The organism is Streptomyces sp. NPDC058457 (assembly GCF_042720695.1).
In the GTDB taxonomy this organism is placed as follows: domain Bacteria; phylum Actinomycetota; class Actinomycetes; order Streptomycetales; family Streptomycetaceae; genus Streptomyces.
In genome coordinates, this window is sequence record NZ_JBHXLU010000059.1 from 1 (window position 1) to 15,095 (window position 15,095).

The 15,095-nt window shown below is 70.9% G+C and carries 15 protein-coding genes; 10 read left to right on the top strand and 5 right to left on the bottom strand.

Annotation, left to right across the window (positions count from 1 at the left end; all coding sequences use genetic code 11):
• Positions 1–48: 48 nt before the first annotated feature.
• From sepH to ACFWPS_RS35210, 3 genes are all read right to left on the bottom strand, one after another.
• Positions 49–1,086, bottom strand: a complete 1,038-nt coding sequence (sepH, locus tag ACFWPS_RS35200) for a septation protein SepH (RefSeq protein WP_383712835.1) — start codon at positions 1,084–1,086, stop codon at positions 49–51.
• Between the two features lie 552 nt (positions 1,087–1,638).
• Positions 1,639–2,958, bottom strand: coding sequence for a D-arabinono-1,4-lactone oxidase (locus ACFWPS_RS35205; protein WP_383712838.1), 1,320 nt, complete (start codon positions 2,956–2,958; stop codon positions 1,639–1,641).
• Positions 2,918–4,156: an MFS transporter gene (locus tag ACFWPS_RS35210; RefSeq protein WP_383712841.1), complete on the bottom strand. Its 1,239-nt coding sequence runs from the start codon at positions 4,154–4,156 to the stop codon at positions 2,918–2,920. The genes ACFWPS_RS35205 and ACFWPS_RS35210 overlap by 41 nt, the downstream gene beginning before the upstream one ends.
• A gap of 164 nt (positions 4,157–4,320) precedes the next feature.
• Between ACFWPS_RS35210 and ACFWPS_RS35215 the strand changes: the two genes are divergently transcribed.
• Positions 4,321–5,448: a ferrochelatase gene (locus ACFWPS_RS35215; RefSeq protein ID WP_383712844.1), complete on the top strand. Its 1,128-nt coding sequence runs from the start codon at positions 4,321–4,323 to the stop codon at positions 5,446–5,448.
• Between the two features lie 8 nt (positions 5,449–5,456).
• Positions 5,457–6,272, top strand: a complete 816-nt coding sequence (locus tag ACFWPS_RS35220; protein WP_383712847.1) for an inositol monophosphatase family protein — start codon at positions 5,457–5,459, stop codon at positions 6,270–6,272.
• Positions 6,273–6,659: 387 nt separating this feature from the next.
• Here ACFWPS_RS35220 and ACFWPS_RS35225 read toward each other — a convergent pair whose 3' ends face one another.
• Positions 6,660–6,833 (bottom strand): hypothetical protein, encoded by a 174-nt coding sequence (locus ACFWPS_RS35225; protein WP_167450044.1) that lies wholly within the window; start codon positions 6,831–6,833, stop codon positions 6,660–6,662.
• Positions 6,834–7,250: 417 nt separating this feature from the next.
• Here ACFWPS_RS35225 and ACFWPS_RS35230 point away from each other — a divergent pair, with 417 nt between their 5' ends.
• From ACFWPS_RS35230 to ACFWPS_RS35245, 4 genes are all read left to right on the top strand, one after another.
• Positions 7,251–7,904 carry a response regulator transcription factor gene (locus tag ACFWPS_RS35230; RefSeq protein WP_003993508.1) on the top strand — a complete coding sequence of 218 codons (654 nt, stop codon included), beginning with the start codon at positions 7,251–7,253 and terminating at the stop codon, positions 7,902–7,904.
• A gap of 5 nt (positions 7,905–7,909) precedes the next feature.
• Positions 7,910–9,169 carry a sensor histidine kinase gene (locus ACFWPS_RS35235; protein ID WP_383712850.1) on the top strand — a complete coding sequence of 420 codons (1,260 nt, stop codon included), beginning with the start codon at positions 7,910–7,912 and terminating at the stop codon, positions 9,167–9,169.
• Between the two features lie 401 nt (positions 9,170–9,570).
• Positions 9,571–9,867, top strand: coding sequence for a DUF4193 domain-containing protein (locus ACFWPS_RS35240; protein WP_003997302.1), 297 nt, complete (start codon positions 9,571–9,573; stop codon positions 9,865–9,867).
• A gap of 13 nt (positions 9,868–9,880) precedes the next feature.
• Positions 9,881–10,798 carry a hypothetical protein gene (locus ACFWPS_RS35245; protein ID WP_383712853.1) on the top strand — a complete coding sequence of 306 codons (918 nt, stop codon included), beginning with the start codon at positions 9,881–9,883 and terminating at the stop codon, positions 10,796–10,798.
• Between the two features lie 456 nt (positions 10,799–11,254).
• Here ACFWPS_RS35245 and ACFWPS_RS35250 read toward each other — a convergent pair whose 3' ends face one another.
• The gene (locus ACFWPS_RS35250; RefSeq protein ID WP_383712856.1) at positions 11,255–11,719 is read right to left on the bottom strand and encodes a DUF3093 domain-containing protein; all 465 of its coding nucleotides are present in this window, start codon (positions 11,717–11,719) and stop codon (positions 11,255–11,257) included.
• A 58-nt stretch (positions 11,720–11,777) separates the two neighbouring features.
• Between ACFWPS_RS35250 and ACFWPS_RS35255 the strand changes: the two genes are divergently transcribed.
• The 4 genes from ACFWPS_RS35255 (at position 11,778) to ACFWPS_RS35270 (ending at position 15,082) form a co-directional block, all read left to right on the top strand.
• Complete coding sequence (locus ACFWPS_RS35255; RefSeq protein ID WP_217554662.1) at positions 11,778–12,362, top strand: PaaI family thioesterase; 585 nt, start codon at positions 11,778–11,780, stop codon at positions 12,360–12,362.
• The gene (gene dut, locus ACFWPS_RS35260; protein WP_383712859.1) at positions 12,359–12,940 is read left to right on the top strand and encodes a dUTP diphosphatase; all 582 of its coding nucleotides are present in this window, start codon (positions 12,359–12,361) and stop codon (positions 12,938–12,940) included. The genes ACFWPS_RS35255 and dut overlap by 4 nt, the downstream gene beginning before the upstream one ends.
• Position 12,941: 1 nt before the next feature.
• On the top strand, positions 12,942–13,703 hold the full coding sequence (locus ACFWPS_RS35265; protein WP_189262384.1) for a DUF3710 domain-containing protein: 762 nt from the start codon (positions 12,942–12,944) through the stop codon (positions 13,701–13,703).
• Positions 13,704–13,912: 209 nt separating this feature from the next.
• A complete protein-coding gene (locus ACFWPS_RS35270; RefSeq protein WP_383712862.1) occupies positions 13,913–15,082 on the top strand; it encodes an alginate lyase family protein in 1,170 nt (389 codons plus the stop codon).
• Positions 15,083–15,095 lie beyond the last annotated feature (13 nt).

The following is a 15,095-nucleotide window of genomic DNA, read 5'->3' on the forward strand; positions in this document are numbered from 1 at the left end:
GGGAGGCACGCACGCGTGCCTCCCTCTTCCTGTTGCCTTCTGCCGCGCTTACTCCTGCTTCTTGCGCCGCGTCCCGAAGACGATCTCGTCCCAGCTCGGTACGGCGGCCCGGCGGCCGGGGCGGACGCCGTCGGCCTCGGCCTGGCGGTCGGTGGCGCCGATCAGCCGGTCGCGGTGGCTGCCGACGGAGCGGGGCATGAGAACGTCCGCGTAGGCGGAGCCGGCCGAGGCCGCCGGGGCCGGGGGCTCCTCCGCCGCCGGTTCCGGCGCGGGCTCCTCCGGGACCTCCGCGGGGCGCTCCGGGACCACCATGTCGCCCCGGAAGCTCGGCACCGCCTCCAGCAGGCTGGTCAGCGAGTCCCGTTCGCCCGTGCTCTCCTCGGCCGGTTCGGACGACTGTGCGGGCAGGCTCGGCCGCTCGCGGTCCCGGTCGCCGGAACGGTCCAGCGGGCGGTCGCGCGGCAGCCGCGCGATGCGCGGCACGAACGGAAAGCTGGGCTCCGGTACGGCGAGGTCGTCGGACTCGCCGATCAGCGAGCGTGCCTCGTCGTCGACCGCCTGGACGAGCCGCCGGGGCGGGTCGTAGGTCCAGCTCGCCGAGTGCGGTTCGCCCGCGACCAGGTAGACGAGCAGGACCTCCCAGGTGCCGTCGTCGCGGCGCCAGGAGTCCCACTGCACGGTGTCCTTCTCGGCACCGCGCAGCACCAGCCGCTCCTGTACGGCCTCGCCGAGCAGTGGCCCGGAGTTCTCGCCGGGCCGGCGGACGGGCGTCTTGCGGGCCCGCTCGGCCATGAAGGCGCGCTCGGCCAGTACCGGACCCTCGAAGCGCCGCACCCGGTCGACGGGGATCCCGGCGAGCTGGGCGACCTCTTCCGCGGTCGCGCCCGCCCGTATCCGCGCCTGGATGTCTCGCGGCCGGAGATGGCTCTCGACCTCGATCTCGATCTGGCCGAGCCGGGGCCGGTCGCCGCGTACGGCGGCACGGAGCCGTTCGTCGATCGGAAGGGTGTACTCCGTAGAGTCGGCAGCCTTGAGCACCAGCCGTGTGCCGTCATTGGAGACGGCCACGACACGCAGTTCGGGCATGGGGACCTCCCGGGTGGTGCCTGCCGACGTCACGTGCGTCGCTGCTTCCGCTAGTCGAGTGTGGCCTGCCCGGGTGCAGCCTGCCACAACCTTGCCGAGTTGCCCGGCGTGTCGGGCGTGAGCCCTGGGCCGCCGTTATGGCACGGTTACCTATTCGCAACGCTAAGTGACCAAAGCTGTCACCCTGTGCAACTAGCCCCCTCCCGGCGGTCCTGCAAGGCCTCGGACGCCCCGGCGGGAGACCGGACCCAGGGTTCGCAACAGTACTCCATTCGGGCCACGTGCGTGGATTGGCGCGCCGCCCAACTTCTGGCAACAACCGCTCCTCGGCCGTTGTTTGCCCATCTCGGGCGATCTTGAACGTGGCGTACTTCACGCAATCCTCAGAAACGGAACTATTGGTTTCGTCCGTACGTCCCTTTCCTGCGTGGTCGATCGAACAAGTGCGGGAAGGGCGGGAGGGGTTGGGAATGCGCGAAAGGCCCGGTTCTGATGACCGGGCCGGTGCGGGGGAGGCTGCGAAGGGGAGTTCGGGGCCGGGCGGCTCCTCGGCTACTGACCGAGAACCCTTCGCAAGTAGTCGTTCTGGAACAGCCGGTCCGGATCGAGCCGGTCCCGCAGCGCCGTGAACTCACCGAAGCGCGGGTAGACCTCGGCGAAGTAGTCGGCGTCCCGGGTGTGCACCTTGCCCCAGTGCGGGCGGCCCTCGTGCGCGGTGAAGATGCGCTCGGCGGCGGTGAAGTACGCCTGGTACGGCGTGCCGCGGAACATGTGCACGGCGATGTACGCGCTGTCCCGGGCGGACGCGGTGGACAGGGCGATGTCGTCGGCGGGGGCGGTGCGGACCTCGACCGGGTAGCTGATCCTGAGGTCCGAACGGTCGACCATGGCCTTCAGTTCCCGCAGCGTGTCCACCAGGGCCGCGCGCGGGACGGCGTACTCCATCTCGACGAACCGCACCCGGCGGGGCGAGGTGAAGACCTTGTAGGGGATGTCCGTGTAGGTCCGTGCGGACCAGGCGCGGGTGGAGATCCGGGCGATGGACGGAATGGTCGCGGGCGCCGCGCGGCCGACCATGTTCACCGCCTGCCAGAGGCCGTTGGCGACGAACTCGTCGTCGAACCAGCCGGCCAGCTGTCCCACCGGCTGTGCCGGGCCCGCGCTGCGGTTGTTGCGCTTGGTGTTGGTCGACGCGGTGTGCGGGAACCAGTAGAACTCGAAGTGCTCGTTCTCCGTGCTGTGTTGGTCGAACTCGGACAGCACCCGGTCGAAGGTCATCGGTTCCTCGCGGGCCGTGACGAGGAAGACCGACTCCACCGCGAAGGTGATCGCGGTGACGATGCCCAGGGCGCCGAGACCGACCCGCGCCGCCGCGAAGACCTCCGGGTTCTCCTTCTCCGAGCAGGTGAGCACGGACCCGTCGGCGGTGACCAGTTCGAGTTCCCTGATCTGCGCGGCGAGCGACGCGGACTCGCGGCCGGTGCCGTGGGTGCCGGTGCTGGTGGCCCCGGAGACCGTCTGCTCCATGATGTCGCCCATGTTGGTCAGCGACAGGCCCTCCCGGGCCAGGGCCACATTGAGTCGCTTGAGCGGGGTGCCGGCCTCGACCGTGACGGTCATGGCCTTACGGTCGATGTTGCGGATGCCCGTCAACAGTTGAGGGCGGATCGAGACACCGTCGGTCGCGGCGATCGAGGTGAAGGAGTGGCCGCTGCCGACCGCCTTCACCTTCAGGCCGTCCTCCGCCGCCTGCCGTACGGCCGCCGCCAGCTCGTCCACGGAGGCGGGCGTGACCTCCCGCGCGGGGCGGACGGTGACATTCCCTCCCCAGTTACGCCACGTGCCGCTCTTCCCGCTCGCTGTGCTGCCCAACGGAGCCTCCCCGACCCGTGACCGGCCTGCTGAGCCGGCGGTACCCGAGGAAACCGACCGCGACCGCGACGGCTCCGGACACGGCCGGAACCCCGTACCCGGCACGGGCGCCGGCCGCGTCGATCACCCAGCCGGCGACCGAGGAGCCGAGCGCCACCCCGACCGCCAGGCCGGTGCTCACCCAGGTCATGCCCTCGGTGAGTTTCGCGCGAGGTACGTGCTTTTCGATGAGGGACATCGTCGTGATCATCGTCGGTGCGATGGACAGGCCCGCAACGAACAGCGCCACGGCCAGAAGCGGCAAGTTTCCGACCAGTAGGAGGGGGATCATACTCACGGCCATCGCACATATGCCCAGCAGCCACCTGCGTTCCGGTCTCCCCGCGAACCGCATGAGCCCGAAGACCGCTCCGGCCACGCAGGAACCGGCCGCGTACAGCGCCAGGACGACGCTGGAAGCGGCCTTGTGGCCCCGTTCGTCGGCGAAGGCGACGGTCACCACGTCGACCGCCCCGAAGATGGCTCCGGTGGCCACGAAGGTCGCCACCAGGACCTGGAGGCCGGGCGCGCGCAGCGCCGAACCGTCGCCGTGGTGCCCGCGCGGGTGCGGCTCGGGCTCGGTGGCCCGCTGGGCGGTCAGCCAGAAGACGCCGGCGGCGAGGAAACAGGCGGCCAGCAGCGGGCCCGCCTCCGGGAACCAGGTCGTGGACAGGCCGATGGAGAGGATCGGCCCGAAGATGAAGCACACCTCGTCGACGACGGACTCGAACGAGTAGGCGGTGTGCAGCTGCGGGGTGCCCCGGTAGAGGGCCGCCCAGCGGGCCCGGATCATCGCGCCCAGGCTCGGCACCGCGCCGATCCCGGCGGCGCACCCGAACAGCACCCAGTCCGGCCACCCGTAGTGCGCGGCGAACAGCAGCCCGGCCGCGGCCGTGAGCGCGAGGAGGGTGGCGGGGCGCAGGACGCGGCGCTGGCCGTGCCGGTCGACCAGCCGGGACACCTGCGGGCCGAGCGCGGCGGCGGACAGCGCCATGGTGGCCGACAGCGCGCCCGCGAGCCCGTACCTACCGCTGAGCTGGGAGATCATCGTGACCACGCCGATGCCCATCATGGACAGTGGCATCCGGCCGACGAAGCCCGCGGCGGAGAAGCCCCTGCTGCCGGGGGCGGCGAACAGGGCGCGATAGGGGCTGGGCACGGGGATCTCCGACAGATGTGCGAGGTAAGGCGTGATGGCGGCTGATACAGCTTACGAGCGCGGCCGCCGTGTTGCACCCGCTCGGCACCCGGGATAAACCTCCCGAATCCGACTCTTCACGCTCCTGTTTCCGGGCTGTCAGCGCCGGGTGGCAGGATCGGCTCATGTCAGACGCGCTCGATGCCACCCCCTACGACGCCCTGCTCCTGCTCTCCTTCGGCGGCCCGGAAGGCCCGGACGACGTGGTTCCGTTCCTGGAGAACGTGACGCGCGGGCGCGGTATCCCGACCGAACGTCTCAAGGAAGTCGGACAGCACTACTTCCTGTTCGGCGGGGTCAGCCCGATCAACGACCAGAACCGCGCCCTGCTGGACGCCCTGCGCAAGGACTTCGCCGAGCACGGCCTGGACCTGCCGATCTACTGGGGCAACCGCAACTGGGCGCCGTACCTGACGGACACCCTGCGCGAGATGGTCGCCGACGGCCGCCGCCGCGTCCTGGTGCTCGCCACCAGCGCCTACGCCTCCTACTCGGGCTGCCGCCAGTACCGCGAGAACCTCGCGGACTCGCTGGCCGCGCTGGCCGCCGAGGGCCTCGAACTCCCGAAGATCGACAAGCTGCGGCACTACTTCAACCACCCCGGCTTCCTCGACCCGATGATCGACGGGGTCCTCCAGTCCCTCGCCGACCTCCCCGAGGACGTCCGCGCGGGCGCCCACATCGCGTTCACCACCCACTCCGTCCCGACCGCGAGCGCCGACACCTCGGGGCCGGTCGAGGCGCACGGCGAGGGCGGCGCGTACGTCGAGGAGCACCTGGACGTGGCCCAGCTGATCGCCGACGCGGTCCGCGGGCGCACCGGCATCGACCACCCCTGGCGGCTCGTCTACCAGTCCCGCTCCGGCGCCCCGCAGATCCCGTGGCTCGAGCCCGACATCTGCGACCACCTGGAGGCGCTGCACGGCGCCGGGGTCCCGGCCGTCGTCATGGCCCCCATCGGCTTCGTCTCCGACCACATGGAGGTCCTCTACGACCTCGACACGGAGGCCACGGCCAAGGCCGAGGAGCTGGGTCTGCCGGTACGGCGGTCCGCGACCGTGGGGGACGACCCGCGGTTCGCCGCCGCGATCCGCGAGCTGGTGCTGGAGCGCGCGGCCGTGGAGAACGGGCGGGAGGCCATGCCGTGCGCCCTGGGCACGCTCGGCGCGAGCCACAACCTCTGCCCGGTCGGCTGCTGCCCGGCCCGTGCACTCCGCCCCGCCGCGGCCGGCGCCGACAGCCCCTACGCGTGAGGAGCCCCGTGACCGACGCCCCGCACAAGGACCTGCTGGACCTCGCCCGGGAGGCGGCCGCCCGCGCGGGCGAGCTGCTGCGGGACGGCCGTCCGGCCGGCCTCACCGTGGCCCGGACCAAGTCCAGTCCGATCGACGTCGTGACCGAGATGGACATCGCGGCGGAGAAACTGATCACCGACCTGATCGCCGGTCACCGTCCCGACGACGGCTTCCTCGGCGAGGAGGGCGCGTCCACGCAGGGCACGAGCGGTGTCCGCTGGGTGATCGACCCGCTCGACGGCACGGTCAACTACCTGTACGGGCTGCCGACCTGGGCGGTCTCCATCGCCGCCGAGCAGGACGGGGAGACCGTGGTCGGCGTCGTGGCGGCCCCGATGCGCGGCGAGACGTACCACGCGGTGCGCGGCGGCGGGGCCTGGGCGACCGGGGCGTGGGAGGGCGAGCGGGAGCTGCGCTGCCGCCCGGCGCCGCCGCTGGACCAGGCACTGGTGTCGACCGGCTTCAACTACGTCACCGACGTCCGCACCCACCAGGCCGAGGTCGCGGCCCGGCTGATCCCGCTGCTCCGCGACATCCGGCGCAGCGGTTCGGCGGCGATCGACCTGTGCGACGTGGCCTGCGGCCGACTGGACGGGTACTACGAGCGCGGGCTGAACGCGTGGGACTGGGGAGCGGGGGACCTGATCGCCCGCGAGGCCGGCGCCCGCACCGGTGGACGCCCCGGAGAGCCCCTGTCGCGCGACCTGACGATCGCCGGCGCCCCGGGCGTCTTCGAGCCCCTCCAGCGGCTCCTGGAGGACTTCGGGGCGTGGCACGACTGAGGGGCGCCGCCCGCGTGGGCTGAGGGGCTTCGGCACCGCCGGAGACCGCCGTGCCGGCCGGGCGCCGTCGCGGCGGGGAGCAACCACTGGTGGGGAGCCCGTTTCGACAGCGGGGAAGTCGGCAGCGGCGAACGGTCGGCCGGGCACCGCCGGAGACCGCCGTCGTGGCTCGGCGCCGTGGCGGCGGGAAAAGATTCCGGGCGGCGTTGCGAGAACTGCAGGCGCCGTCGCTCCGGGTGCACGCAGCCGGTCTCGAGAAAAAGATCTCGCGCCTTGCCAGCCGGCAGGAATCGAACGCCGTTGCGGTGGGAAAGGATCAGGTACGAGCAGGGCCCCGGCGCTGGATTCGCCGGGGCCCTGTTCTCGTGGTGCCGTGCTGCGGGACTGTCAGACGCTGGTCGCGCCGACTTCCACACCGTGTTCGGCTGCGAGGCGGCGCAGGTCGTCGAGCTCGGCCTGTTCCACTTCGACGAGGAAGTCGTCACCCTCGTCACGAGCCCTCGTGATGTCGGACTCGGTCGCCTTTATGCGCTGCAGAAGTCCTGCGGTGAATGCGTCCATGCTGCGCCCCCTCGTCCTGGGTCGTGGGTCGGTGGCACGGGGGTGTGCCGTTCAGAAGGGGCGATCACGTCTCTTGCGGGTGCCCAGCGCTGCCCTGCTGGGCGGCGACGGTGCCGGACACCCCCAACGTCCACTCTGCTGTAGCGGCGTTGTACGTACCGCATGGTGCTGCGGCACATGCAGAGCGTGATCGCGGGGTGTACATGCCGTCCTCCCCCCGCTCCCCTCCGTGGAAACCTCAACCGCAGGAGAAAATCTCGCATTCCCGCCCGGCGGCCTCCGATCCCGCTGCCGAGACCCCTGTCTTACTGCCGACTTATGGCCGAAAAGGGCAGGATGGAGGTCTCACCCCATGGAGACCCCTGCCCGCGTGCGCCGGTGCGCGCTACGCGAGTGGACAGAGGAAGGACAAGCGACGTGCGCGTACTCGTCGTCGAGGACGAGCAACTGCTCGCCGATGCGGTGGCCACCGGACTGCGCCGGGAGGCCATGGCCGTCGACGTCGTGTACGACGGTGCAGCCGCCCTGGAGCGCATCGGCGTCAACGACTACGACGTGGTCGTCCTCGACCGCGACCTCCCCCTCGTGCACGGCGACGACGTCTGCCGCAAGATCGTCGAGCTCGGCATGCCCACCCGCGTGTTGATGCTGACCGCGTCCGGTGACGTCAGCGACCGCGTCGAGGGCCTGGAGATCGGCGCCGACGACTACCTCCCCAAACCCTTCGCGTTCAGCGAGCTCATCGCGCGCGTGCGGGCCCTCGGCCGCCGTACCAGCGTGCCGCTGCCGCCCGTCCTGGAGCGCGCCGGCATCAAGCTCGACCCGAACCGCCGCGAGGTCTTCCGCGACGGCAAGGAGGTCCAGCTTGCGCCGAAGGAGTTCGCCGTCCTGGAGGTGCTGATGCGCAGCGAGGGGGCGGTGGTCAGCGCCGAGCAGCTCCTGGAGAAGGCGTGGGACGAGAACACCGACCCCTTCACCAACGTCGTGCGGGTGACCGTCATGACGCTGCGCCGCAAGCTGGGCGAGCCCCCGGTGATCGTCACCGTCCCCGGCTCGGGTTACCGGATCTGATGACCGTGGCCACCACTCCCGCACCCCCACAGGCACCCCCCAAGCCCACCTGGGACCCCAGAAGGCCGCAGCCTGTCCTCCCGTGGCTGCGCCCGACCATCCGCATACGGCTCACCCTGCTGTACGGCGGCATGTTCCTGATCGCCGGCATCCTGCTGCTGTCGATCATCTACCTGCTCGCAGCCCAGGCGATCAGCACCGGCAACCAGCCGCTGTTCAAGATCATCGAGGGCGTGAACATCAAGGTCTCCAGCGACAACTGTCCGGCGATCACCAGCGCCAGCGCCGGTACCCAGATCCAGATCCCGGACTTCAACGCCGCGATCGCCCAGTGCGTGGACCGCCAGCGCCAGGCGGCCCTGGACGACCTGCTGAGCCGCTCGCTGCTGGCCCTGCTGGGCCTGGCCGTGATCGCCTTCGCGTTCGGCTACGCGATGGCCGGCCGGGTGCTGTCCCCGCTCGGCCGGATCACCCGCACCGCCCGCGCGGTGGCCGGCTCGGACCTGTCCCGCCGGATCGAGCTGGACGGCCCGGACGACGAGCTCAAGGAGCTCGCGGACACCTTCGACGACATGCTGGAACGGCTGCAACGGGCCTTCACCGCCCAGCAGCGCTTCGTCGGCAACGCCTCGCACGAGCTGCGCACGCCCCTGGCGATCAACCGCACGCTCCTGGAGGTGCACCTCTCGGACCCGGGCGCACCCGTGGAGCTGCAGCAGCTCGGCAAGACGCTGCTGGCCACCAACGAGCGCAGCGAGCAGCTCGTGGAGGGCCTGCTGCTGCTCGCCCGCAGCGACAACCAGATCGTCGAGCGCAAACCGGTCGACCTGGCGGAGGTGGCCTCCCAGGCCGTCGACCAGGTGCACGCCGAGGCGGAGGCCAAGGGCGTGACGATCCGGGGCGTACGGAAGCCCGCGGTGGTGCAGGGCAACGGCGTGCTCCTGGAGCGGATCGCCCTGAACCTGCTGCAGAACGCGGTGCGCTACAACGTGCCCGAGGACGGCTGGGTCGAGGTCAACACGGAGATCCAGCACGGACAGGCGGTGCTGTACGTCGCGAACACCGGACCGGTGGTGCCGGCGTACGAGATCGACAACCTCTTCGAGCCCTTCAGACGGCTCCGTACCGAGCGCACGGGCAGCGACAAGGGTGTCGGCCTCGGCCTTTCCATCGTGCGGTCGGTGGCCCGGGCGCACGGCGGGTACATCGCGGCCCAGCCCCGGGAGGGAGGCGGCCTCGTGATGCGGGTCACGCTGCCGGTCTGATGCCGTTACAAGATCGCGACACACGCAGGGGATGTTCGCTTTGCGCTGAATTTTCCAGCGGCGCGGCACATTCCCCCGTGTGTGATCGATCACAAGGGCGGATTTCCGGCCATCTACTCTCCGTGATCATGGCTAGGGGAATAAAGGCGGGAAAATCCCTGTTTTCAGGGGTCTTGATCACGGGAAGTACAGGGTGAGGCGCCTTTGAAGTGCCTCGACAGGACCGTGTACGGTCCCCATCGCCATTCAACCTGATCACTCTCGAGGGGTCCGGTTGGGTGTCGATTGAGTAACAGACCTTGATGTGAGGCAAAATCTCCGCCTCGGGTCGGGCACAAGTCCGGCCTCTCACGCGTTACGTGCGCTGGAGACACCGCAGACACCCAGAGGGGGAGAGCGACATGGCAACCGATTACGACACTCCACGCAAGACCGACGACGACGTCGACTCGGACAGCCTTGAAGAGCTGAAGGCCAGGAGGAACGACAAGTCAACGTCCTCGGTGGACGTCGACGAGTTCGAGGCCGCCGAAGGCCTGGAGCTGCCCGGCGCGGACCTCTCGAACGAGGAGCTGGCCGTCCGGGTGCTGCCCAAGCAGCAGGACGAGTTCACCTGCATGAGCTGCTTCCTGGTGCACCACCGCAGCCAGCTGGCCCGGGAGAAGAACGGTCAGCCGATCTGCCGCGACTGCGACTGAGGACGGGTCGGGCATGACTGGCTCGACCCCACCTCGGAAGCGCCGCTCCCTGCTGCCGGGAGCGGACTCGGGGCCGTCCGACGGCCCACGTGCGCGTGAAGACGAGCGGGGCTCATCCGAACAGGGAGCCTCGCTCGAACCGGCGGCCGGCCGGGGTGACCTCCCGGCGCCGGCGGATCAGACCGCGCCCGTCGCCCGGCGACGGGCCGCGGCCATCCGTGACAAGGCCGTGGACATGGCCCGGGAAGGCGCCCGTAAGGGCGGCAGCCGCGCGAAAGCGGGGCTGGCGTACCTCGCGGACCGGATCATCGAGATCGCCCCGCGTGTCCCCGTACGCGACCTCGCGGCCCTGCGCCGGCAGTTCCCGGGCCTCGGGCCCGAGCAGCTCGCCGACAAACTGGTGGCGGGCGCGGCGGGTGCGACCTCGGCGGTCGGGGCCGGTGTCGGGGCGGCCGCGATGCTGCCGGTGCCGCCGGCCATGCCGACCGAACTGGCCGCCGAGATCACCGGGGTCGCGGCGATCGAGCTGAAGCTGATCGCCGAGCTCCACGAGGTGTACGGGGTGCGGCCGCCGGGGAACCTGAAGGCCCGCAGCACCGCGTATCTGTCCTCCTGGTCGGGGGAGCGCGGCATCGACGTGATGAAGCCGTCGACGATCAACACGGCCCTCGGGGGCCAGATGAAGCGCGAGCTGCGCCAGCAGATCATGAAGCGGGTGGTGCGGGACCTGCCCAACCTGATGCCGTTCATGGTGGGCGCGGCGGTGGGAGCGGTCATGAACCGCCGGGACACCAGAAAACTCGCGGCGCGGATCCGGGCGGACCTGAGAAAGATCCAGGTGCCGTGGGAGGAACTGCCGGAGCTGCCGCCGCTGGAGAAGCCGGCCGAGCCGCTGGCGATCGCGGAGCTCCCGGAGGACTTCGGCGGCTGATTTCCGCGTGGCCGCCGCGCGCGGGGTCGGCACCGCAGGACTCGGCCGCCGTGGCCGAGCGCCGCCGCGGCGGGCAGAGGCGGAGCGCCGTCGTGCCGGGCGGAGAGATCAGCGGCAGGCAGAGAGATCAGCGGCCGGGAGAAGGCCGGACCGTGGAGGACCAGGGCGGCCGGCGGGGCCGGCCAGTCGGCCTGAGCGGCCCGGAATCACGGCAAGACCGGCCAGACGGCTCAAGCAGGCCCCGGAGGGGGCCCGCAGACGGCTGCCGGGGCGCTCAGCGGGTCCGGCGAAGTCCACTGCGTTCGACAGCGCTCCGAAGGGGCGCGGCGCTGTATCGGCATGCGGCTCCGCCGCGATGGGGGTCCCCCCGGGTTCGAGCGAAGCCGAGAACTTGGGGGAGCGGCCGGCCGCGACGGCACCGCAGTCGGCAGATCGCGGCACTTCCAGCGGGGGCGCTTACCCCTGCGGGCTCTTCGCCGCCTCGATCGCCGCCGCCAGGGCCTCCGGCTCCCGGGTCGACAGGTACAGGTACGGCGTCGGGTCCTCCGGGTCGGTGACCTCCACGCGAAGGGCCCTCGGGATGTAGGAGCGCAGCAGGAGGAAGGCGCGGACGTCGGCCTTGTACGTGCGCCAGGCGCGCGCCTCGTCCGGGTCCAGGACCTCCGACGAGCCCAGGGCCGACACCGGGATCCTCGCCTCGCCCGCGATCAGCGAGTCGCCGACGACCCGGATGCGCGGGGAGCCGTACGAGCTGGCCACCACCGCTGCCGCCGCGGTGCCGCCCACCAGGCCGCCCAGCATCGGCAGGGTGCCGAACGGCAGCAGGACCAGGGCGAACGAGACGCCGATCAGGAAGCTGAGGAACCACCACGACCGGGGGGCGGTGAGGCGTTCTTCGTACGGGGTGGCGGAGAGCTGCATGGAGCCAAGCTTGGCACGGTGTCCGGATTCACTGGACGCGCGGGTAAGGTCTGCGCCTGTGAGTGGTAGTTCCGCAGCTCTTCAGCCTCCCGCCAGTGCCCGGAAACCGGAGCGGCACCCCGACGCGCCCGCGCCCGGTGAGCTCATCGGTGCACACTACGAACACTGTTTCGGGTGTGGTCATGGGCAGTCCCACGGGCTGCACCTGGAGGCACGGGCCGGCGAGGGAGTCTCCCTCACCGCCGAGTTCACCGTGCGCCCCGCCCACCAGGGCGCCCCGGGCCTCGCGCACGGCGGAGTGCTCGCCACCGCCCTCGACGAGACGCTGGGCTCGCTCAACTGGCTGCTGCGGAAGATCGCCGTGACGGGACGGCTGGAGACCGACTTCGTGCGGCCCGTGCCCGTCGGCACCACGCTCCACCTGGCGGCCGAGGTGGTCGCCGTGGCCGGCCGGAAGATCTACTCGACCGCCACCGGACGCATGGACGGCCCCACCGGACCCGTCGCCGTCCGCGCCGACGCCCTCTTCGTCGAGGTCCCGGTCGAGCACTTCGTCGACAACGGCCGTCAGGAAGAGATCCAGGCCGCCATGAAGGACCCCGACCAGGCCCGGCGGGCCCGCGCCTTCGAGGTGAATCCGTGAACTCCGCGAACCCCGTGGCCCCGGCCCGTCCGGCGAGCCCGCTCGGCGTCCTCGTCCGCCGCGTCGACCCCGACGTACCGCTTCCGGCGTACGAGCACCCCGGTGACGCGGGAGCCGATCTGCGTACCACCGAGGCGTGCGAGCTGGAGCCGGGAGAACGGGCCGTACTGCCCACGGGAGTCTCGATCGCCCTCCCGGAGGGGTACGCGGCCTTCGTGCACCCTCGTTCGGGGCTCGCCGCCCGATGCGGTGTGGCCCTCGTGAATGCCCCGGGGACGATTGATGCCGGGTACCGTGGGGAGATCAAGGTGATCGTGGTGAATCTCGACCCGCGCGAGACGGTGCGGTTCGAGCGCTTCGACCGGATCGCCCAACTGGTCGTCCAGCAGGTCGAGAGGGTCCGCTTCCACGAGGTGGCGGAACTTCCCGACTCGGCGCGGGCCGAGGGGGGCTTCGGGTCCACCGGCGGTCATGCCGCGGTGGGCGACGTGAGCGGCACAAGCGGTCAGGCCGCCGAGGGCGGTCGGACGGGTGGGAATCGATACGCTTCGGTCGTATCCGACCGGGAAGGACAGTGACGTGTTCGGACGTCGCAAGAAGAAGGGTGCCGCCGAGGATGCGGCCGGCGAGGCCGAGCAGGTCGTCGACAGCGTCGACACCGAGGCGGACGAGGAAGAGGGCGAGCGCGAGCGCGTTCGTCTGGAGCCGGAGCCCCGGCCCGACGGGCCGTGGGACGACACCGAGGTGCGCGAGGCCGGCGAGGGCCGGGTGGACCTGGGCGGTCTGTTCGTGCCCGGCGTGGACGGCATGGAGCTCCGGGTCGAGGTCGCGGGCGACGCGATCGTCGCGGCGACCGTCGTGCTCCGGGACAGCGCCATCCAGCTGCAGGCCTTCGCCGCGCCCAAGCGCGAGGGCATCTGGGGCGAGGTCCGCGAGGAGATCGCCACCGGTATCACCCAGCAGGGCGGCATCGTCGACGAGGTCGAGGGTCCGCTCGGCTGGGAGCTGCGCGCCCAGGTGCCGGTGCAGCTGCCGGACGGCACGGGCGGCTTCCAGGTCGTGCGGTTCGTCGGTGTGGACGGTCCGCGCTGGTTCCTGCGCGGTGTGATCTCCGGGCAGGGCGCGGTGCAGCCGCAGGCGGCCGGGCTCCTCGAGCAGATCTTCCGGGACACCGTCGTGGTCCGTGGCGAGGGCCCGATGGCGCCCCGCGACCCGATCGTCCTGAAGCTGCCCAACGACGCCCAGATGGTCCCCGAGGGCGTCCAGCAGGAGGAGTCCTCGCGCTTCTCCGGCGGCATGGGCCAGCTCCAGCGCGGACCGGAGATCACCGAGGTCCGGTAGCAGAGCCGAGAGCGGCGCAAGAACGACAAGGGCCGTACCCCGCACCCCGGGGTACGGCCCTTTCACATGCGCGGGCGTTCCGGTGTGAATGACTCCGGCTTCCTTCACACCTTGACGGAAGCTTGGTCCGTACCTACGGTCTCCGTTCAACGCCTATGTTCACAGAGGCGCCCCATGTTCACATACAGGAACGTGAGAACGGAGTCGCTGTGCGTCGCTTCCCCCTGCTCGCGGCCGTGGGAGCCCTGCTCCTGGGCGCCTTCTCGGCCCCCGCCGCCCACTCCGCCCCCAGTACCTTCGTGCACCCCGGAGTGACCGTCTCCAAGGCCCAGCTGGACTTCGCCCGCACCGAGGTGCTGGCCGGCGCCCAGCCCTGGAAGGCGGCCTACGACCAGATGCTGGCGAGCAAGTACGCCGACCTGAACCGCACCCCCACGCCTTGGGCGACCGTCGAGTGCGGCTCGTACTCGAACCCCAACTACGGCTGCACGGACGAGCGCGAGGACGCGATCGCCGCCTACACCGACGCCCTCGCCTGGTACATCACCAAGGACGCGCGCTACGCCCAGAAGGCCATCCAGATCATGGACGCCTGGTCGGCCACCATCACCAGCCACACCAACAGCAACGCGCCCCTCCAGACGGGCTGGGCGGGCTCCTCCTGGCCCAAGGCCGCCGAGATCATCAGATACACGTACACCGGCACCTGGGCGAACGAGGCCCGCTTCGCCACCATGCTGCGCAACGTCTACCTCCCCACCGTCATCAAGGGCTCCAACTCCAACGGCAACTGGGAGCTGTCGATGATGGAGGCCGCCGTCGGCATCTCCGTCTTCCTGGAGGACAAGACGTCGTACGACACGGCCATGGCGAAGTTCCGCACCCGCACGGCCGCGTACGTCTACCTGGCCTCCGACGGCTCGGTGCCCAAGACCGTGCCCAGCCAGAACCTCGACACCACCGCCAAGATCGTCTCCTACTGGCAGGGCCAGTCCACCTTCGTCACCGGCCTCACCCAGGAGACCTGCCGGGACTTCACGCACACCGGGTACGGCATCTCCGCGATCTCGCACGTCGCCGAGACCAGCCGGATCCAGGGCGACGACCTGTACGGCACGGACGTCGGCGAGCGGCTGCGGCAGGCGCTCGGCTTCCAGGCCAAGTACCAGCTGGGCACCGCCGTCCCCAGCTGGCTCTGCGGCGGCACCCTGAACCTCGGGCTCGGGCCCGTCACCGAGGTCGGCTACAACGCCCTCCACAACCGCCTGGGCATCGCCATGACCAACACCCAGACGCTCACCCTGAACAACCGCCCCGCGGGCAGCAACAACCTCTTCGTCGCCTGGGAGACCCTCACCGACGGCGACAACCCCAACTGAGCGCAGGATGACG

What these genes read in the sequence shown, in the direction of transcription:
- ACFWPS_RS35245 (WP_383712853.1), top strand. Translation starts at nt 9,881, where the DNA reads ATGACTGGCTCGACCCCACCTCGGAAGCGCCGCTCCCTGCTGCCGGGA.
- ACFWPS_RS35250 (WP_383712856.1), bottom strand. Translation starts at nt 11,719, where the DNA reads ATGCAGCTCTCCGCCACCCCGTACGAAGAACGCCTCACCGCCCCCCGG.
- ACFWPS_RS35215 (WP_383712844.1), top strand. Translation starts at nt 4,321, where the DNA reads ATGTCAGACGCGCTCGATGCCACCCCCTACGACGCCCTGCTCCTGCTC.
- ACFWPS_RS35240 (WP_003997302.1), top strand. Translation starts at nt 9,571, where the DNA reads ATGGCAACCGATTACGACACTCCACGCAAGACCGACGACGACGTCGAC.
- ACFWPS_RS35225 (WP_167450044.1), bottom strand. Translation starts at nt 6,833, where the DNA reads ATGGACGCATTCACCGCAGGACTTCTGCAGCGCATAAAGGCGACCGAG.
- sepH (WP_383712835.1), bottom strand. Translation starts at nt 1,086, where the DNA reads ATGCCCGAACTGCGTGTCGTGGCCGTCTCCAATGACGGCACACGGCTG.